Origin of the sequence: Citrobacter freundii ATCC 8090 = MTCC 1658 = NBRC 12681, from assembly GCF_011064845.1 — a bacterium.
In the GTDB taxonomy this organism is placed as follows: Bacteria; Pseudomonadota; Gammaproteobacteria; order Enterobacterales; family Enterobacteriaceae; genus Citrobacter; species Citrobacter freundii.
In genome coordinates, this window is the sequence record NZ_CP049015.1 from 2,434,850 (window position 1) to 2,452,752 (window position 17,903).

General features: G+C 53.4%; 17 protein-coding genes. 11 read left to right on the forward strand and 6 right to left on the reverse strand.

Annotated elements, in window-relative coordinates; all coding sequences use genetic code 11:
* Nucleotides 1-12: 12 nt before the first annotated feature.
* Complete coding sequence (locus G4551_RS11700) at nucleotides 13-903, reverse strand: LysR family transcriptional regulator (protein WP_003836250.1); 891 nt, start codon at nucleotides 901-903, stop codon at nucleotides 13-15.
* A gap of 142 nt (nucleotides 904-1,045) precedes the next feature.
* On the opposite strand from G4551_RS11700, the gene G4551_RS11705 reads away from it, so the two are divergent.
* The 6 genes from G4551_RS11705 to G4551_RS11730 are packed head-to-tail and all read left to right on the forward strand — an operon-like array spanning nucleotide 1,046 to nucleotide 6,755.
* Nucleotides 1,046-1,753, forward strand: coding sequence for a CoA transferase subunit A (locus G4551_RS11705; protein WP_003020020.1), 708 nt, complete (start codon nucleotides 1,046-1,048; stop codon nucleotides 1,751-1,753).
* 2 nt (nucleotides 1,754-1,755) lie between these two features.
* Nucleotides 1,756-2,412: a CoA transferase subunit B gene (locus G4551_RS11710; protein WP_003020022.1), complete on the forward strand. Its 657-nt coding sequence runs from the start codon at nucleotides 1,756-1,758 to the stop codon at nucleotides 2,410-2,412.
* Nucleotides 2,413-2,422: 10 nt separating this feature from the next.
* Entirely contained in the window at nucleotides 2,423-3,628 is a 1,206-nt protein-coding gene (locus G4551_RS11715) for an acetyl-CoA C-acetyltransferase (RefSeq protein WP_003836248.1), read from the forward strand.
* Complete coding sequence (locus G4551_RS11720; protein ID WP_003836246.1) at nucleotides 3,618-4,541, forward strand: 3-hydroxyacyl-CoA dehydrogenase family protein; 924 nt, start codon at nucleotides 3,618-3,620, stop codon at nucleotides 4,539-4,541. The genes G4551_RS11715 and G4551_RS11720 overlap by 11 nt, the downstream gene beginning before the upstream one ends.
* Nucleotides 4,542-4,578: 37 nt before the next feature.
* Entirely contained in the window at nucleotides 4,579-5,973 is a 1,395-nt protein-coding gene (locus G4551_RS11725) for a GntP family permease (RefSeq protein ID WP_197027407.1), read from the forward strand.
* A gap of 11 nt (nucleotides 5,974-5,984) precedes the next feature.
* Nucleotides 5,985-6,755: a 3-hydroxybutyrate dehydrogenase gene (locus G4551_RS11730; RefSeq protein WP_003836244.1), complete on the forward strand. Its 771-nt coding sequence runs from the start codon at nucleotides 5,985-5,987 to the stop codon at nucleotides 6,753-6,755.
* 47 nt (nucleotides 6,756-6,802) lie between these two features.
* Here G4551_RS11730 and osmC read toward each other — a convergent pair whose 3' ends face one another.
* Entirely contained in the window at nucleotides 6,803-7,234 is a 432-nt protein-coding gene (gene osmC, locus G4551_RS11735) for a peroxiredoxin OsmC (protein ID WP_003020036.1), read from the reverse strand.
* A gap of 227 nt (nucleotides 7,235-7,461) precedes the next feature.
* Here osmC and sra point away from each other — a divergent pair, with 227 nt between their 5' ends.
* From sra to G4551_RS11760, 5 genes are all read left to right on the forward strand, one after another.
* Nucleotides 7,462-7,602 carry a stationary-phase-induced ribosome-associated protein gene (gene sra, locus G4551_RS11740; protein ID WP_003020039.1) on the forward strand — a complete coding sequence of 47 codons (141 nt, stop codon included), beginning with the start codon at nucleotides 7,462-7,464 and terminating at the stop codon, nucleotides 7,600-7,602.
* Between the two features lie 179 nt (nucleotides 7,603-7,781).
* Nucleotides 7,782-9,479 (forward strand): malate dehydrogenase, encoded by a 1,698-nt coding sequence (gene maeA / locus G4551_RS11745; protein WP_003836239.1) that lies wholly within the window; start codon nucleotides 7,782-7,784, stop codon nucleotides 9,477-9,479.
* 309 nt (nucleotides 9,480-9,788) lie between these two features.
* Nucleotides 9,789-11,504, forward strand: a complete 1,716-nt coding sequence (locus G4551_RS11750; protein WP_003836236.1) for an ABC-F family ATP-binding cassette domain-containing protein — start codon at nucleotides 9,789-9,791, stop codon at nucleotides 11,502-11,504.
* Nucleotides 11,505-11,724: 220 nt separating this feature from the next.
* Complete coding sequence (locus G4551_RS11755; RefSeq protein WP_003836234.1) at nucleotides 11,725-12,003, forward strand: type II toxin-antitoxin system RelE/ParE family toxin; 279 nt, start codon at nucleotides 11,725-11,727, stop codon at nucleotides 12,001-12,003.
* On the forward strand, nucleotides 12,003-12,287 hold the full coding sequence (locus G4551_RS11760) for a HigA family addiction module antitoxin (RefSeq protein ID WP_003836231.1): 285 nt from the start codon (nucleotides 12,003-12,005) through the stop codon (nucleotides 12,285-12,287). Before G4551_RS11755 ends, G4551_RS11760 begins: the two co-directional genes overlap by 1 nt.
* A gap of 43 nt (nucleotides 12,288-12,330) precedes the next feature.
* On the opposite strand, the gene G4551_RS11765 is transcribed toward G4551_RS11760, so the two are convergent.
* From G4551_RS11765 to fdnG, 4 genes are all read right to left on the reverse strand, one after another.
* On the reverse strand, nucleotides 12,331-12,933 hold the full coding sequence (locus G4551_RS11765) for an inorganic diphosphatase (protein WP_003836229.1): 603 nt from the start codon (nucleotides 12,931-12,933) through the stop codon (nucleotides 12,331-12,333).
* A gap of 129 nt (nucleotides 12,934-13,062) precedes the next feature.
* Nucleotides 13,063-13,719, reverse strand: coding sequence for a formate dehydrogenase-N subunit gamma (gene fdnI, locus G4551_RS11770; protein WP_003020054.1), 657 nt, complete (start codon nucleotides 13,717-13,719; stop codon nucleotides 13,063-13,065).
* Entirely contained in the window at nucleotides 13,712-14,596 is an 885-nt protein-coding gene (gene fdnH, locus G4551_RS11775; RefSeq protein WP_003836226.1) for a formate dehydrogenase N subunit beta, read from the reverse strand. The genes fdnI and fdnH overlap by 8 nt, the downstream gene beginning before the upstream one ends.
* A gap of 13 nt (nucleotides 14,597-14,609) precedes the next feature.
* The gene (fdnG, locus tag G4551_RS11780; RefSeq protein WP_096890184.1) at nucleotides 14,610-17,657 is read right to left on the reverse strand and encodes a formate dehydrogenase-N subunit alpha; all 3,048 of its coding nucleotides are present in this window, start codon (nucleotides 17,655-17,657) and stop codon (nucleotides 14,610-14,612) included.
* Nucleotides 17,658-17,903: the final 246 nt, after the last annotated feature.

Here is a 17,903-nt window from a genome sequence, read left to right on the forward strand (position 1 = left end):
CGTAGTGAAAAGTCAGGTGCGATACGCCTTTTTCAGTGAATCCACCAGCACCTCGGAAGCAGTAGATAATTTATGATGTGCCGAACGCAAAACCCCGATCCGACGCTGGATCACTGGAGTATCCAGATCGATACAGATTGCGCCTAACTCTGTCATTTGCGTGCGGCATAGTGCAGGTACGGCGCTACCGCCCAGACCGTTAGCCACCAGACGGCCAACGGTTACTAATTGATGGCTCTCCAGCGCTACTTCCAGCGTATGTCCGCTTTGCACCAGTTGTTCTTCCAGCATCAGCCGCACGGCTGACGGACGTTGCAAGGTGATGAAATCCAGCGTCAGCAGTTCGCGCCATGCAATACGATCCCTGTCTGCCAGCCGACAGGTTGGCGGCACAATCGCGATAAAACGATCCACGCCGAGCGGCGTGAAATGCAGATGTCCCGAATAGTCCGGCTCGAAGGCTATGCCCATCTCGACCCGCCCTTCACTGACCATTTCAATCACGTGTTCATTGATCACATCATGAACCGTTACGTTGATACCAGAATAAGAATCACGAAACGTTTTCAGTACCGATGGCAGGACGTTAGCGGCAAATGAGGGCATGGCGGCGATCGAGATTTTACCACGCTGCAGCGTAAAGCGTTGGCGCATGGCTTCTTCCGTATTCTCCCAGTCCGCCAGCAGCTGTCGCCCCATATTCAGCAACGTTTCTCCCTCCTGCGTCAGAGTCACTTTGCGGGTGGTTCTCAACAGTAACGCCCCGCCCAGCGAATCTTCCAGTCCTTTAATCGCCAGGCTTAATGCGGGTTGCGACATGTTCAGTCTTTCACTGGCATGAGCAAAATTCAGAGTGTGAGCTACCGCTAAAAACGCGCGTAACTGTTTGATGCTCATTCCCATTTCGCATTCTTTTAACCTGTTGAATACCTTTAATTAACATTAAATTGATAAAAAAACCCAATGAGTGAGTCACAAATTTAAAATTAACAAATCATTTTTCACCCCCAATGATGTCGGCAAGGACAACTGGGGAGGCAAGTGTATGGCTGGACTGGATAAACGTGTTGCCACTTATCAAGAGGCGCTGGAAGGACTGACCGACAACATGACGCTGCTGGCGGGCGGTTTTGGTTTATGTGGGATCCCTGAAAACCTGATTACCGAAGTACGCCGTCGAGAAGTACAGGGACTTACCGTTGTATCAAACAACTGTGGCGTGGATGGCTTTGGCCTAGGCGTACTGCTGGAAACGCGCCAGGTGCGCAAAGTGGTCGCGTCCTATGTAGGGGAAAACGCCCTGTTTGAGAAGCAGGTACTTAGCGGCGAACTGGAAGCCATTCTGACGCCACAGGGTACGCTGGCAGAGCAGTTGCGCGCGGGCGGCGCGGGGATCCCGGCATTTTTTACCGCGACCGGATATGGAACCCCCGTGGCGGAAGGGAAAGAGGTTCGCGAGTTTGCCGGACGCCCTTACATCCTTGAACAGGCGATAACTGGTGATTTTGCATTGGTTAAAGGCTGGAAAGCCGACTGGTACGGCAACGTCATCTATCGCCACACCGCACAGAACTTTAATCCGCTGATGGCCGCCGCCGGGCGCATTACCGTCGTGGAAGTCGAAGAGATTGTCCCTCCCGGAGAACTGGATCCTGCTGCGATTCACACTCCCGGAATTTTCGTAAACCGCATTATTCAGGGGCAGTTTGAAAAACGTATTGAACAACGCACCCTGCGCCAGAAAGGAGCCTGACCATGTTAACGCGTGAACAAATGGCGATGCGCGTCGCCCGCGAGCTGCGCGACGGTTATTACGTCAACCTTGGAATCGGCATTCCCACTCTGGTGGCAAATTATATCCCTGATGGCATGGACGTGATGCTGCAATCAGAGAACGGTTTGCTGGGTATGGGGCCGTTTCCCACAGAAGACGAAATTGATGCCGACATGATTAACGCCGGGAAACAGACCGTGACGGCGCGCAAAGGCGCGGCGATTTTCGACTCTGCGCAATCCTTCGCCATGATCCGCGGCGGCCACGTTGATCTGACGGTGCTCGGTGCGTTTGAAGTAGATGTTAACGGCAATATCGCCTCATGGATGATCCCCGGGAAAATGGTGAAAGGCATGGGCGGCGCGATGGACCTGGTTGCCGGAGCCGACAACATCATCGTGGTAATGACCCATGCTTCCAAAAGCGGTGAGTCCAAACTGCTTCCCGCCTGCACCCTGCCGTTGACCGGCGTGGCCTGCATCAAACGCGTGCTGACCGACCTGGCTCTGCTGGAAATTGCCGACGGGGCGTTCATTCTGCGTGAACGCGCCCCGGGTATCAGTGTGGATGAAATCGTCGCCAGAACCGCCGGCAAGCTGATCGTGCCCGAAACTGTCCCCGAAATGCAATTTAACTGAGGAGCTGACCATGCAGGATGTTGTAATTGTCGCGGCAACGCGCACCCCGATTGGCAGTTTTCATGGTGCGCTGGCACCACTTTCCGCCGTGGAGTTAGGAACAGCGGTAGTTCGTTCGCTGCTGGAAAAAACGGCTGTGGCGCCTGAACAAATTGATGAAGTGATTTTAGGTCAGGTGCTCACGACAGGCTGTGGCCAGAATCCGGCCAGACAAACGGCGTTACGCGCAGGACTGCCGTCAACCACACCGGCGTTAACTATTAATCTGGTGTGCGGTTCTGGCCTGAAGGCGGTGCATCAGGCGGTACAGGCAATTCGCTGTGGCGATGCGCAAATCGTGATTGCCGGAGGCCAGGAGAGCATGAGCAATGCGCCCTATTTTCTCGACGGCGCGCGGGACGGCCTGCGTTTGGGTCATGCCAGTATGAAAGACAGCGTGGTCCATGACGGCCTGTGGGATGCGTTCAACGACTATCACATGGGTATTACTGCCGAAAATCTGGCGGATAAGTTCGTAATCAGTCGTGAGCAGCAGGACGCTTTTGCCCTGCGCTCCCAGCAAAAAGCCGCCGCTGCCATTGAAGCGGGTCGTTTTAGCGCGGAAATCACGCCGGTTAGCGTCCCACAAGGCAAAAAGCCGCCACGTGTGGTGGACCGTGACGAACAGCCTCGCCCGGATACTCAGGCCGACAAGCTGGCGCAACTTAAACCAGCATTTCGGCCAGGAAACGGCACGGTGACCGCCGGAAATGCATCATCCATCAATGATGGTGCCGCCGCGGTGATGTTGATGAGCGCCGGCAAAGCCGCAGAACTCAATTTGCCAGTGCTTGCCCGGGTATCAGGCTACGCGGTTTCTGGTGTCGATCCCGCCATTATGGGCATTGGGCCGGTAGAAGCGTCACTCCAGTGCCTGAAGCGAGCGGGCTGGACGTTGAATGATGTCGATCTCATTGAGGCCAACGAAGCCTTTGCCGCACAAGCGCTGGCGGTTGGCGAATCCCTGAACTGGGACAGCGACCGGGTGAACGTAAATGGCGGCGCGATTGCACTGGGCCATCCCATCGGCGCATCTGGTTGCCGAATCCTGGTGACACTGCTGCACGAAATGGCCCGCAGTAACGCGACCAGAGGGCTGGCTACGCTGTGCGTAGGCGGCGGTCAGGGCGTAGCGCTGGCGGTAGAGCGTTTGCAGGAGGTCTCTCATGCAAAGTAAGCCTGTCTGCGTTCTGGGGGCGGGGTTAATGGGGGTCGGTATTGCCACCCACTTCGCCCGTTATGGTCACGATGTCTGGCTGTACGACACCGATAGCAGCCGAATTGCAGAAATTAGCGCCGTTGCCAGCGGTATTCTGGATGAGCTGATTACCGCCGAACAGTTTGCCGTAGACGAAAAAGACCAGGTTGTGAGTCGTCTGCACGGTACGACTTCGCTACCGGAGATTGCTGCGTGCGGGTTACTGATTGAAGCGATCCCGGAGCGGCTCGAGCTCAAGCACGCGTTGTATGCGCAACTGGAAGATCTGATCGCGCCTGAGGCCGTCATTGCCAGTAATACCAGCGGCCTGCCGCCGGATGCGTTGGCAGAAAAGCTTGTCCATCCTGAGCGGCTGCTCATCGCCCATTTCTGGCACCCGCCACATTTTATTCCGCTGGTCGAAATTGTCCCCGGCACCGCCACCAAAGCGGAATACCTGCGTGAGCTGCAACAGTTGCTGCTCTCGATGCAACTGGAAGCCGTCGTGCTCGATCGCGCCGCACCAGGGTTTGTCGGCAATCGACTGCAGTTTGCTTTGCTTCGTGAAGCGCTTCATATCGTTAAAAGCGGCATCGCCAGCGCAGAGGTGGTGGATCAGGTCATGCGCGCCTCGCTCGGACGTCGCTATGCGATGGTTGGTCCGCTGGAAGCGGCAGATATGACCGGACTCTCTACGGTGCAGGATATTTGTCGGCATCTGCTCCCGGAACTGGCAACCGGCAGCGAGATGATGTCGCTGGTCGCTGACAAGGTAGCCAACGGTGATACCGGTTTACGCAGCGGTCAGGGATTTTATCGCTGGGATGATTCGCGCAAGGATTACATCCAGCAACGCAGAGAGCATCAACTGCGTTTTGCCCTGAAACCATAACGTCTCTTTCTGTACCCCAATATAATAATAAGGAGTCATGATGAGTGTATTAATCGCCCTGGCAGCGCTGGGCCTGCTGATGCTTGCAGCCTATCGCGGATATAGCGTCATCCTGTTTGCCCCCATCGCGGCATTAGGTGCTGTATTACTCACTGAACCCAGCGCCGTCGGCCCTGCTTTCACCGGCCTGTTTATGGAAAAAATGGTCGGTTTTGTGAAGCTTTACTTCCCGGTGTTCTTGCTGGGTGCAGTGTTTGGCAAGTTAATCGAGTTATCTGGATTTTCACGTTCCATTGTTGCCGCCGCTATCAACATCCTCGGTCGTCGTCACGCCATCCCGGTGATCGTGCTGGTGTGTGCGCTGTTAACCTACGGCGGGGTTTCGCTGTTCGTCGTGGCGTTTGCGGTGTATCCATTTGCGGCGGAGCTGTTCCGCCAGAGTAATATTCCTAAGCGCCTGATCCCGGCCACCGTTGCGCTGGGCGCGTTCTCCTTCACGATGGACGCTCTGCCAGGCACGCCGCAGATCCAGAACATTATTCCGACCAGCTTCTTTGGGACTAACGCCTGGGCCGCGCCGTGGCTGGGGCTGATAGGCTCGCTGTTTATTATTTTCGTCGGTCTGGTTTATCTCGAACGTCAGCGTCGTAAAGCGCAGGTAAAGAATGAAGGCTATGGCACTGAACTGTTAAACGAGCCGGAAACGCCGGATAATATTAATCTGCCGAACCCGATCATCGCGATCTCTCCGCTGATCCTGGTTGGGGTATTTAACCTGCTGTTTACCCGCTGGATCCCACAGTGGTACGGCGCCACGCATCAACTTGAACTTCCGGGTCTTGCCAAACCGATTACCACCGAAGTCGGTAAAATCACCGCTATCTGGGCAGTGGAAGCGGCGCTGATTTCTGGGATCCTGCTGGTGGTGCTCTTCGGCTACCGCAACATTAAAGGTCGCCTGGCGGAAGGCAGCAGAACGGCGGTTGGTGGCGCGATCCTCGCGGCGATGAACACCGCGTCAGAGTACGGTTTTGGCGCAGTGATCGCCGCCCTGCCGGGCTTCCTTGTGCTGTCAAAAGCGCTGGCGGCTATTCCTGACCCGCTGCTCAATGAGGCTATCAGCATTACCACGCTTGCCGGGATCACCGGTTCGGCGTCTGGCGGGATGAGTATTGCGCTTGCCGCCATGTCTGACACTTTCATCGCTGCCGCACATGCCGCCAATATCCCACTTGAAGTCTTCCACCGCGTGGCATCTATGGCCAGCGGCGGTATGGACACCCTACCGCATAACGGCGCGGTCATTACCTTATTGGCTATCACCGGCCTTAGTCATCGTCAGGCGTATGGCGGAATTTTCGCTATTACCATCATTAAAAGTCTGGCCGTACTGTTTGTCATCGGCGTCTTCTACACCACCGGAATTGTTTAAGGAGAATCATCATGAACTTAACGGGAAAAACCGCCCTGGTTACCGGCTCGACCAGTGGTATCGGATTAGGTATCGCACAGGTGCTGGCGCAAGCTGGCGCCACTCTGATCCTCAACGGGTTTGGTGATGTTGATGCTGCCAAAGACGCTGTTGCGCAGTATGGCAAAACGCCAGGCTATCATGGCGCGGAGCTGAGCGATGAAGCGCAAATTGCCGACATGATGCGCTATGCAGAGAGCGAATTCGGCGGTGTGGATATTCTTATCAATAACGCCGGGATCCAGCATGTTTCACCGATAGAAACCTTCCCGGTTGATAAATGGAACGCGATTATCGCGATTAACCTCTCCTCCGTTTTTCACACCACGCGTCTGGCGCTTCCCGGTATGCGCGCGCGAAACTGGGGGCGCATCATTAATATCGCTTCTGTTCACGGCCTGGTGGCTTCAAAAGAGAAATCTGCCTACGTAGCAGCGAAGCACGGTGTGGTGGGATTAACCAAGACCATCGCGCTGGAAACCGCGCAGACGGAAATCACCTGCAATGCGCTGTGTCCCGGCTGGGTGCTAACGCCGCTGGTCCAGCAGCAGATCGATAAACGTATTGCCGAAGGCGCAGAGCCTGAGGCAGCCCGTGACGCCTTGCTGGCTGAAAAGCAGCCGTCGCGCGAATTCGTTACCCCAGAGCAGTTAGGGAATCTCGCGTTATTCTTATGTTCAGACGGTGCGGCGCAAGTGCGTGGCGTAGCGTGGAATATGGATGGCGGTTGGGTAGCGCAATAACATCATCAGGTGCCGGATAAGAACTGGTCACATCCGGCACGACTTTATTAAGACTTCAGTTTGTAATCCAGCGTTATTTCCGCTTTCAGAACCTGAGATACCGGGCATCCGGCTTTTGCTTTCTGGATGATGCCGTCAAACGTGGCGGCGTCTATCCCCGGCACGCTCACCTGACTATGCAACGCGACTTTAGTGATCGCAAACCCGGCATCTACCTTATCCAGAGAAACATCGGCAGTGGTATCAATGGCATCTGGGGTAAACCCTGCTTCGCCCAGCATCAGTGAAAGCGCCATCGAGAAGCAGGCTGCATGGGCCGCGCCAATCAACTCTTCAGGATTGGTGCCTTTCTCACCTTCAAATCGTGTATTAAACCCATACGGTTGCTGATTTAACACGCCACTTTCGGTCGACACAGTGCCTTTGCCGCGCTTAATGTCGCCTTCCCAGTGTGCCTGACCTTTCTTATGGATAGTCATTACCGCTCTCCTGTGTTGTCGTCGGAGTTACTAGTATAGGACGCCCGGGAAAAAGCATGTTACATACGGGATAGTTCTCATTTGCCGCTTAAGCATTGACCTTTCAGATAAAATGACCGACCATCCAGAAAGCCGTTATGTTGAACATCGGCTTTATATCAGGTTGTATTTCGTCCGTTCTCATACGGGCTCGCCCTTGAAACCAGTAACAGGATTAAGGAGTTAGAATGAAATCGAACCGTCAGGCCCGTCATATTCTCGGACTGGACCACAAAATCTCAAATCAACGTAAAATCGTGACCGAAGGTGACAAAACCAACGTGGTCAACAATCCTACTGGAAGAAAGCGCCGCGCTGACGGCAAGTAGCCTTTCGCACGTCTGACTGAGTAACGAGATAAACACCATTGCAACCGCAGTGGTGTTTTTGCTTATAAAACCCCTTAACCCATTCACAATGCTTTATACTTCGCCCGTTTCCCTGGCGGACAGGCCACATACGATCATAAAGAGCGCCAGGGACGGTTATTCAAAAAAGAGTGAGTGACATGGAAAACGAAACTAAAAAACTGCGTTCCCTTTACATCCCTTACGCTGGCCCGGTACTGCTGGAGTTCCCTTTACTGAATAAAGGGAGCGCCTTCAGTGTGGAAGAACGCCGTAACTTCAACCTGCTGGGGTTACTGCCGGAAGTCGTCGAAACGATTGAAGAACAGGCTGAACGCGCCTGGATCCAATATCAGGGCTTCAAAACCGAAATCGACAAACATATTTACCTGCGCAACATCCAGGACACCAACGAAACCCTGTTTTATCGACTGGTGCATAATCACCTGGATGAGATGATGCCAGTTATCTATACCCCAACGGTCGGCGCAGCCTGTGAGCGTTTCTCTGAGATTTATCGTCGTGCGCGCGGCGTGTTTATCTCTTATCAGAACCGCCACAATATGGACGATATCCTGCAAAACGTCCCTAACCACAATATCAAGGTCATCGTTGTCACCGATGGCGAACGTATTTTAGGTCTTGGCGATCAGGGGATCGGCGGGATGGGCATTCCAATTGGTAAACTGTCGCTGTATACCGCATGTGGCGGAATTAGCCCGGCCTATACACTTCCGGTGGTACTGGACGTGGGGACCAACAACCAGCAACTGCTGAACGATCCGCTGTATATGGGCTGGCGCAATCCGCGTATCACTGATGATGAATACTACGAATTCGTTGATGAATTCATCCAGGCCGTGAAGCATCGCTGGCCGGACGTGCTGTTGCAGTTTGAAGATTTCGCCCAGAAAAACGCTATGCCACTGCTGACCCGTTATCGCGATGAAATTTGCTCATTTAACGACGATATTCAGGGCACCGCGGCGGTTACCGTCGGTACGCTGATTGCGGCTAGCCGCGCGGCCGGAAGCCAGCTGAGCGAACAAAACATCGTCTTCCTCGGCGCGGGTTCCGCCGGATGCGGGATCGCCGAGCAGATCATTGCGCAAATCCAGCGAGAAGGTTTAAGCGAAGAAGCGGCGCGTCAACGCGTATTCATGGTCGATCGCTTCGGCCTGTTAACCGACAAAATGCCGAACCTGCTCTCCTTCCAGACCAAACTGGTGCAAAAACGCGAAAATCTGCAGCACTGGGATACACAAGAAGATGTCCTGTCGTTGCTCGATGTGGTCCGCAACGTTAAACCTGACATCCTGATCGGGGTTTCCGGACAGGTTGGTCTGTTTACCGAAGAGATCATTCGCGAAATGCACAAGCATTGTCCGCGTCCGATCGTCATGCCGCTGTCTAACCCGACTTCTCGTGTAGAAGCCACGCCGCAGGATATTATCGCCTGGACCGAAGGCAACGCGCTGGTTGCGACCGGTAGCCCGTTTGCACCGGTAGTGTGGAAAGAGAAAACTTACCCGATCGCCCAGTGTAATAACGCGTACATCTTCCCGGGTATTGGCCTTGGCGTGATTGCTTCTGGCGCGTCGCGCATCACTGATGAAATGCTGATGTCGGCCAGTGAAACGCTGGCACAGTATTCACCGCTGGTGCTCAACGGTGAAGGACTGGTGCTACCGGAACTGAAAGATATTCAGACGGTTTCTCGTGCCATTGCCTTTGCCGTCGGTAAAATGGCCCAGCAGCAAGGTGTGGCAGTGAAAACCTCCGCCGAAGCGCTGCAACAGGCTATTGACGATAATTTCTGGCAGGCGGAATATCGCGATTACCGTCGTACTTCTATCTGACGGTTTGCCCGGCGGCACATTGCTGCCGGGCGTGCAAAGTTTGCGCGAAAGTGTAATTTGCGATTACACTTTCGCTACCGATCAACACTCTGAAAAACAAAAGGAGGATACTTATGCTGTACTGTGAACGTTTTATCGTTTCACATGCTTTTGGCGATCGCCAGTGCTCAAGCGTTATCGGTATCGTGCTGCGATAACTTCTGCTTGAGCGAAGCTAACTTCTAAACCCCCTTCTCTCGGGCTTACCGGGTTATCGTCAGCGATGTTTGACGAGGCGTTTTCACGCCTGTAACTCTTGAGTAAGCAACAATGAGCACATTACTAACCGCACAATCCTTACACGTTGATACGGCATTCGGCACGCTATTCGACGATCTTTCCTTTACCCTGAAAAAAGGCGACCGCATCGGGCTTATCGGTTACAACGGCTGCGGCAAAAGCACGCTGTTAAAACTGCTCGATGGCACGATTTCGCCCACCAGTGGAGCAATCGCGCAAGCGAATCACTGCCATCTCGCGCGTGTAGAACAACATCTACCTGACGATATATTGCCTCTTACGCTGCAGGAAGCCGTTCTCGCTCAACTTCCTGAGCATGAGCGTGCGGGTCAACAATGGCGAGTTGAAGCGCTGCTTGCCGAAATGGGTTTCACGCCAGAGAATTTATCTCTGACAGCGCAAACGTTGAGCGGTGGCCAGCACACACGCTTGCTATTAGCGCGGGCATTGATGCGTAATCCTGACCTGCTGCTGCTGGATGAACCGGGTAATCATCTGGATTTGCCAACATTACTGTGGCTGGAGCAGTTCTTACAGAACTGGTCTGGCAGTTTTGTGGTGGTTTCCCACGACCCGCAGTTGCTGGACGCGGTGACTCACGGAACGTGGATCCTACGCGATCGCACTCTCCATGCCTTTGATCTACCCTGCAGCGCGGCACGTCAGGCGCTGGCAGAAAGAGACGTCAGCGATGCTCTGCGCCACAAGGCTGAGCAAAAAGAGATAGACCGGGTTACCGCCAGCGGCAAACGGCTGGCAACCTGGGGGCGGATCTACGACAACGAAGATCTCTCCCGCAAGGCCAAGCAGATGGAAAAACAGGTGCAGCGCCTGAAAGAGGTGCAGACAGAAGTGACGGCAGGAAGTCAGTGGACACTAACATTGCAGGGTGATTCCCTGCGTGCAGATCGTTTGCTGGAGATGACCAATCTGTCTGTAGCCCCTGCTCCCGACGCAGATACACTGTTTTCCATTGCCGGTATTCGGTTAAAAAGCGGCGATCGCGTGGCGATTGTCGGGCGTAACGGTTGTGGGAAATCATCGCTGTTAAGGCTTATCTGGCAACAGTTTCAATCACAGCTGGCATCGCCTTCACTGGTGTTACACCCGCGCGTTACGCTGGGCTATTACGATCAGACGCTGCATCAGCTTGCCGATAACGATTCATTGTTTGACGCGCTGGAAGCGTTTGCCCCGCAGCCAGAGATTCGCAAGATGGCGCTGATTAGCGCGGGTTTTCCGTGGATTCGTCATACGCAGAGGGTCAGTACATTAAGCGGCGGTGAGCGCTCCCGGCTGCTGTTTGTGGGGCTGACGCTTGCGCGCTACAGTCTGCTGATGCTCGATGAACCGACCAACCATCTGGATATGGAAGGTAAAGAGGCGCTGGCAGAAACGCTACAAAGCTATAACGGCGGCGTGTTGCTGGTCAGTCACGACCGGCAGCTTATCAGCCAAAGCTGTAACCGGTTCTGGTTAATCGACAATGGCGAACTCAGTGAATGGCACGATCTGGAGGCGGTCAATGCGCGTATTCGGGAAACGTCCGCGGAGATAACCGTTCCCAAAACGGTGGTCGAAGCGAAAGTTGAAATAAGCTGTGACAGCTATGGATTGCTGGAACAACTCCTCGATCTGGAACAGCGTCTGGCCGACGATCTCGCCCGCAAGCCGAAACATCAAAAACCGCTGTTACAGGCGCAATGGCGTAAAGAGATTGAGCGTCTGAACTCACAACTGAAGTAATCTTTATTGCCGGATGGCGCAAGCTTATCCGGCCTACACCAGCAAAATGCGCGTTTAGGCCTGCCATCCGGCAATTCTTGCGTGACGCTTTCCAGATATTCCCCTTCTCCCTTTTTCTTTTAGCGCATTCGCCGCACAATTTTAAAAATCGCAATCTTGGCGTTGCGCTTCACGGAACATTAATGGTAGTGTTCCTCTTGAAGGAACAAGGATGATACGGATGATCATGAACTTCAGACACAAGGGATTGCGAGATTTGTTTCTTCATGGAAGAACATCAGGCGTTATGGCGAAACATGTCCGACGATTACGACACAGGCTTGCCGTTATTGATGCGGCAAGCAAGGTTACAGATATCAATATGCCCGGTTATAAGCTACATCCTCTGGTAGGTGATCGTGATGGCATATGGGCAATAGCTGTTTCAGGTAACTGGCGTATTACGTTTGAATTCGTCAATGGCGACGCGTACATACTGGACTACGAGGACTATCATTGATGAAGATGGCAAATCATCCCCGTCCTGGGGATATCATTCAGGAAGCGCTGGAAGAACTCAATGTCAGCCTGCGCGAGTTTGCCAGAGCTATGGAGATTGCACCTTCAACGGCAAGTCGACTATTAACCGGGAAAGCAGCCCTAACGCCTGAGATGGCGATTAAACTCTCTGTGGTGATTGGCAGCTCACCCGAAATGTGGTTAAACCTGCAAACTACCTGGAGTCTGGCAGAGGCCCAAAAAAGCGTGGATATTTCACGCCTGCGTAAGCTGGCAGTACAGTGATAAAAGTAAATGCCGGATAAACTTTTGCTATCCGGCATACCATTTATTGCTGCGGTTTTTTCTCTTTCCAGTCATCCCAGGCCTGTTTGATCTCTTGCTTTGCCGTAGCGGCGTCGTTGAAACCGTTTAATTCGACCTTCTTGCGCCCTTCCGGCAGATCTTTGTACACGCGGAAGAAAGATTCCAGACGTTGAACTTCAATCTTGGGCAGATCGCTCAATTCTTTGATGTTGTCATAAGTGGGGTCAATTTTACTGGCCGGCACGGCGACAATTTTGTCGTCCTTTTCACCGCCGTCGATCATCTTCAGGACGCCTATTGCGCGCAGCTTAATCAACGTCCCCGGGGCCAGCGGCGCACGAGTATAAAAGATAACATCCAGCGGGTCGCCGTCACCGGCTAAAGACTGGGTTAGTGAACCGTAGTTGGCGGGATAGGCAACCGGCATTGACTGGAAGCGATCGGCAACGATAAACCCGGTTTTGGCGTCGGTTTCATATTTAATCATTCCACCTGCCGGGATTTCGGTTACGGCATAAAACTCTTCCGGGTTATTCTCCGGCTGAGGAAATTCGAGGATGTTCTGCGCCTGAGCTGAAGCACAAAGAAACACGCTGATTGCGAGTAGTTTTTTCACCAGATGCATTGTCTTTTAACTCTTCTATTATTGGAAAGACAACACCTTACGTTCAGCAGATGACAGAAACATGACGTTTTTTTGGCAAAAAAATGGCGCTACCGATGTAGCGCCATTGCGTAGAGGGAACATCAGGGATTAGTTAACCCCTTCCTCGCTCTCTTTTTTCGCTTCTTGTCTTTCAACTTCGCGATACCAACGTGGGTGATGTTTCTTCGCCCAGCGACGGCTCACCTTCCCTTCAACCATGCCTTTAATCGAACCTTTCACCCAGAATGCCATATACATATGGATGAGGATGGCGTGCATCAGGATAATCCCCGCCGCCGCATGGATCAGCAGGCTATAGCGCACGACCTGCATTGGGAAGAACTGTGCAAAGTATGGACGCCAGATAATAATACCGGTAATCAGCAGCACGAAAATCATGCTCATGATCGACCAGAACATCATTTTCTGCCCGGCGTTGTACTTGCCCACATCCGCCACTTTGTGTTCATTGCCTTTCAGCACTTCCACAATGTTTTTCAGCCACGGAATATCTTTTTTATCCGGGATGTTGTGGTGCACAAAGCGCACAAACATGAACATTAGCGCGACGAAGATCAGTATGCCGAAGAACGGGTGCAAAATGCGTCCCATCTGCGGCGTACCGAAGGTTTGCGTCAGCCATTGCAGAGTCGGGAAGAAGAACGAAATCCCCGACAGCGCCACCAGGAAGAAGCAGATCACCACCGTCCAGTGACAGGCGCGGTCGATAAACTTCGTGCGCACAATCATTTTCGACTTACTCATGATGTTCCTCCTCGTCGTCGTCCACTTCCTTATTCGGACCGATACCAATGTAGTGGTAAATCAGCCCGGCGAAGGTGGCGATAAATCCGGCAGCGGCCAGCGGTTTCAGCGCCCCTTTCCACAGATTGATAGAGGTATCGATCTGCGGATCTTTCGGCAGGCCGTGATACAGCTCCGGCTGGTTGGCATGATGCAGAACGTACATAACGTGCGTACCACCCACACCTTCCGGGTTGTAGAGACCGGCGTGTTCGAAACCGCGTGCTTTCAGTTTTGCCACACGCTGTTCGCCCATTTCCAGCATTTCCTGCTTGGTGCCGAAATGTATTGCCCCGGTCGGACAGGTCTTCACGCAGGCAGGTTCCTGCCCGACGCTGACCCGGTCGACACACAGCGTACATTTATACACGCGGTTATCCTCTTTATTGAGGCGCGGAATATTAAATGGACACCCGGCAATACAGTAGCCGCAGCCAATACAGTGTTCTGACTGGAAATCGACAATCCCGTTGGCGTACTGGATGATTGCCCCGGCAGACGGGCATGCCTTCAGGCAGCCCGGATCTTCACAGTGCATACAGCCGTCTTTACGAATCAGCCATTCCAGCTTGCCGTTCTGTTCGGTTTCGGTAAACCGCATCACCGTCCAGGACTTGGCGCTGAGATCGGCGGGGTTGTCATACACCCCGACGCAGTGGCCAACTTCATCGCGGATATCGTTCCACTCTGAGCATGCCACCTGACAGGCCTTGCAGCCTATACAGGTGGAAACGTCGATCAGCTTCGCGACCTCGGCTTTGTAATCACGGGCCTGAGGTGGCGGCGTGATGGAGTTTGTTGCGGACCGTTTGATGATGTCCTGCGTTTCCATAGACATATGTTCGCCTCCCTTACGCCTTCTCGATGTTAACTAAAAACGCTTTGTATTCCGGCGTTTGCGAGTTTGCATCACCGACATTCGGCGTCAGGGTGTTGGCGATAAAGCCTTTACGCGCGACTCCTTCAAAGCCCCAGTGGATTGGGATCCCAACCGTTTCAACCTGCTGACCGTTGACGTTCAGGGTACGCAGACGACGGGTCACCACGGCAACTGCGCGAATAAATCCACGTTTACTGCTAACTTTCACGTGATCGCCGTTGTTGATCCCTTTCGCTGCCGCCAGCGTTTCGCTGATTTCCACAAACTGCTCTGGCTGGGCAATCGCATTCAGCAACGCGTGCTTGGTCCAGGTATGGAAATGTTCGGTCAGACGATAGGTCGTCCCGACGTACGGGAAGTCCTGTTTCGTGCCCATACGGAGTTTATCCGCCTCGTACAGACGCGCTGCCGGGTTGGAGATCACATTCGGGTGCAGCGGGTTAGTACCCAGCGGCGTTTCCATCGGCTCGTAGTGTTCCGGGAACGGACCTTCCGCCATCTTATCGATAGCAAACAGACGCCCCAGCCCTTCCGGCTGCATGATAAATGGATTGGTGCCACTGCCCGGTGCCGCGGTATTGAAATCCGGGATATCGTTACCCGTCCACTTCGTACCGTTCCACTGGATAAGCATGCGTTTTGGATCCCACGGTTTACCCTGTGGATCCGCCGAAGCGCGGTTATACAGCACGCGACGATTCAGCGGCCATGCCCAGGCCCAGCCCAGCGTATTACCCAGGCCTGACGGATCGGCGTTATCGCGATTGGCCATCTGGTTGCCCTGCTCGGTCCAGCTACCGGTATAAATCCAGCAGGATGATGACGTAGAACCATCATCGCGCAGCAACGCAAAGCTGTTGAGCAACTGACCTTTCTTCGCAACCAGTACACCGTTGGCATCATAGAGATCTTCCAGCGCATAGCCGTTGTTCTCTTTCGCCACTTCCTCTGAGTGCGGTTCGTCCGGCTGCTTATAGTTCCAGCTCATTTTCAGAACGGGTTCTACAGCTTTACCGCCTTCAGTGCGATACATGTCTCGCAGACGGTGGTAAATACCGGCCAGAATTTCGCCGTCGTTGCGGGCTTCGCCCGGTGCGTCCTGACCTTTCCAGTGCCACTGCAGCCAACGGCCGGAGTTGGCGATGGAGCCGTCCTCTTCCGCAAAGCAGGTAGAAGGCAAACGGAAGACTTCGGTCTGAATCGACGCAGGATCAACGTCGTTTGACTCACCGTGGTTCTGCCAGAACGTTGAGGTCTCGGTCACCAGCGGATCGATAACCACCAGATACTTCAGTTTGCTGAGGCTCTGCACCACTTTGTTTTTGTCCGGGAAGGACGCAACCGGGTTAAAGCCCTGACAGATGTAGCCGGTGACTTTTCCGCTATCCATCATGTTGAAGTATTTGATTACGTCATAGGACTGATCCCACTTCGGCAGCCACTCAAAACCCCAGTCGTTTTCTTTCTGTGCAGCATTGCCGTAGAAAGATTTCATCAAGCTGACGAAGAACTTCGGATAGTTGCCCCAGTAGTTAACCTGATCGGCCAATGTCGCTTTTGGCGTGTTCGCGGCCAGATAGGTTTGCAGATCTGTCTGTTTCTCTGACGGCAGCGTCAGGTAGCCCGGCAGGCTGGTAGAGAGCAGACCTAAGTCGGTTAACCCTTGAATGTTGGAGTGACCGCGCAAGGCGTTGACACCGCCACCTGCCATCCCCATGTTGCCGAGCAGCAACTGGATCATCGCCATGGTGCGGATGTTCTGTGCCCCGACGGTATGCTGAGTCCAACCCAACGCATACAGGAACGTGGTGGTGCGATCGGCTGCGCTGGTGGAAGCCAGCACTTCGCAGACTTTCAGGAAGTCTTCTTTCGGCGTACCACAAATGTTTTCCACCACATCCGGCGTGTAGCGGGAAACGTGCTGTTTTAGCAGGTTCCAGACACAGCGAGGATGGCTTAACGTTTCATCGCGTTTCGCGTAGCCGTTTTCATCGAACTGGTAGTTCCAGGACGATTTATCATATTGGCGTTTGTTTGCGTCATAACCGCTGAACAGACCGTCTTCGAAAGCAAAGTCATCCCGCACCAGCAGGCTGGCGTTGGTGTAATGCTTAACGTATTCAGCGTTGATTTTGTTGTTTTCAATCAGGTACAGCAAGACGCCGGACAGGAACGTAATGTCCGTGCCGGAACGAATTGGCGCATAGATATCCGCCACCGAAGCTGTACGTGTAAAACGAGGGTCAACAACAATCAGCGTGGCATCATTGTTGTTTTTTGCTTCCATCGCCCAGCGGAATCCCACCGGATGTGCTTCAGCGGCGTTACCGCCCATCACCATCACGACGTTAGCGTTTTTAATATCAACCCAGTGGTTGGTCATCGCACCGCGACCAAATGTTGGAGCAAGACTTGCTACCGTTGGTCCGTGTCAGACGCGCGCCTGGTTGTCTACTGCCAGCATGCCGAGTGAGCGCACAAATTTTTGCGTCAGCATACCGGTTTCATTACTTGCCGCAGATGCACACAGCATCCCGGTTGAAAGCCAGCGGTTTACCGTTACGCCCTGCTCATTCTTCTCAATAAAGTTGGCGTCACGGTCAGTTTTCATCAGCTTCGCGATACGGGTGAATGCTTCATCCCAGCTGATACGCTGCCATTTGTCGGAACCAGGGGCGCGATATTCCGGGTAACGCAGACGGTTTTCACTGTGCACGTAATCCAGTAATCCAGCGCCCTTAGGACATAATGCCCCGCGGCTCACCGGATGATCCGGATCCCCTTCAATATGGTAAATCGACTCTTTGGCGTTTTTTGCTCCATCTCCCAGGCTATACATTAATAGCCCGCAACCTACGGAACAGTATGTGCAGGTGTTTCGGATCTCTTTGGCGCGTAACAGCTTATAGTTTCGCGCCTGAGCCAGTGCCATTTTGGGTGCAAAACCCAAAGCAGCCACTGTTGTTCCCGCCATACCGCCCGCGCAGATTTTAAAAAATTGTCTGCGGCTGACGTCCATTGCTTTCCTCTTTTTTGCAGGGGTTCGTACAGGAAATCTCTCAAATTGCGCCAGCGCGGCAATCTGAACGATGCCATGTACAACTTCGCGACGAAACTATCAGCTATATCCATATTTTTTTTGCGTCAAATCAATAACGAAACGGTTCCGCTACTAAATAGTGCACTTTGTTTAACTCTTGTACCCATAAGGGAGTATGGGAAAGGCAATTAATTAGCGCGCTACGGTATAAAAGTGCTATAAATT

What these genes read in the sequence shown, in the direction of transcription:
- maeA (WP_003836239.1), top strand. Translation starts at nt 7,782, where the DNA reads ATGGAAAACGAAACTAAAAAACTGCGTTCCCTTTACATCCCTTACGCT.
- fdnI (WP_003020054.1), bottom strand. Translation starts at nt 13,719, where the DNA reads ATGAGTAAGTCGAAAATGATTGTGCGCACGAAGTTTATCGACCGCGCC.
- G4551_RS11755 (WP_003836234.1), top strand. Translation starts at nt 11,725, where the DNA reads ATGATCATGAACTTCAGACACAAGGGATTGCGAGATTTGTTTCTTCAT.
- G4551_RS11700 (WP_003836250.1), bottom strand. Translation starts at nt 903, where the DNA reads ATGGGAATGAGCATCAAACAGTTACGCGCGTTTTTAGCGGTAGCTCAC.
- sra (WP_003020039.1), top strand. Translation starts at nt 7,462, where the DNA reads ATGAAATCGAACCGTCAGGCCCGTCATATTCTCGGACTGGACCACAAA.
- G4551_RS11725 (WP_197027407.1), top strand. Translation starts at nt 4,579, where the DNA reads ATGATGAGTGTATTAATCGCCCTGGCAGCGCTGGGCCTGCTGATGCTT.
- G4551_RS11760 (WP_003836231.1), top strand. Translation starts at nt 12,003, where the DNA reads ATGAAGATGGCAAATCATCCCCGTCCTGGGGATATCATTCAGGAAGCG.
- G4551_RS11715 (WP_003836248.1), top strand. Translation starts at nt 2,423, where the DNA reads ATGCAGGATGTTGTAATTGTCGCGGCAACGCGCACCCCGATTGGCAGT.
- osmC (WP_003020036.1), bottom strand. Translation starts at nt 7,234, where the DNA reads ATGACTATCCATAAGAAAGGTCAGGCACACTGGGAAGGCGACATTAAG.
- G4551_RS11750 (WP_003836236.1), top strand. Translation starts at nt 9,789, where the DNA reads ATGAGCACATTACTAACCGCACAATCCTTACACGTTGATACGGCATTC.
- G4551_RS11705 (WP_003020020.1), top strand. Translation starts at nt 1,046, where the DNA reads ATGGCTGGACTGGATAAACGTGTTGCCACTTATCAAGAGGCGCTGGAA.
- G4551_RS11710 (WP_003020022.1), top strand. Translation starts at nt 1,756, where the DNA reads ATGTTAACGCGTGAACAAATGGCGATGCGCGTCGCCCGCGAGCTGCGC.
- G4551_RS11765 (WP_003836229.1), bottom strand. Translation starts at nt 12,933, where the DNA reads ATGCATCTGGTGAAAAAACTACTCGCAATCAGCGTGTTTCTTTGTGCT.
- G4551_RS11720 (WP_003836246.1), top strand. Translation starts at nt 3,618, where the DNA reads ATGCAAAGTAAGCCTGTCTGCGTTCTGGGGGCGGGGTTAATGGGGGTC.
- fdnH (WP_003836226.1), bottom strand. Translation starts at nt 14,596, where the DNA reads ATGTCTATGGAAACGCAGGACATCATCAAACGGTCCGCAACAAACTCC.
- G4551_RS11730 (WP_003836244.1), top strand. Translation starts at nt 5,985, where the DNA reads ATGAACTTAACGGGAAAAACCGCCCTGGTTACCGGCTCGACCAGTGGT.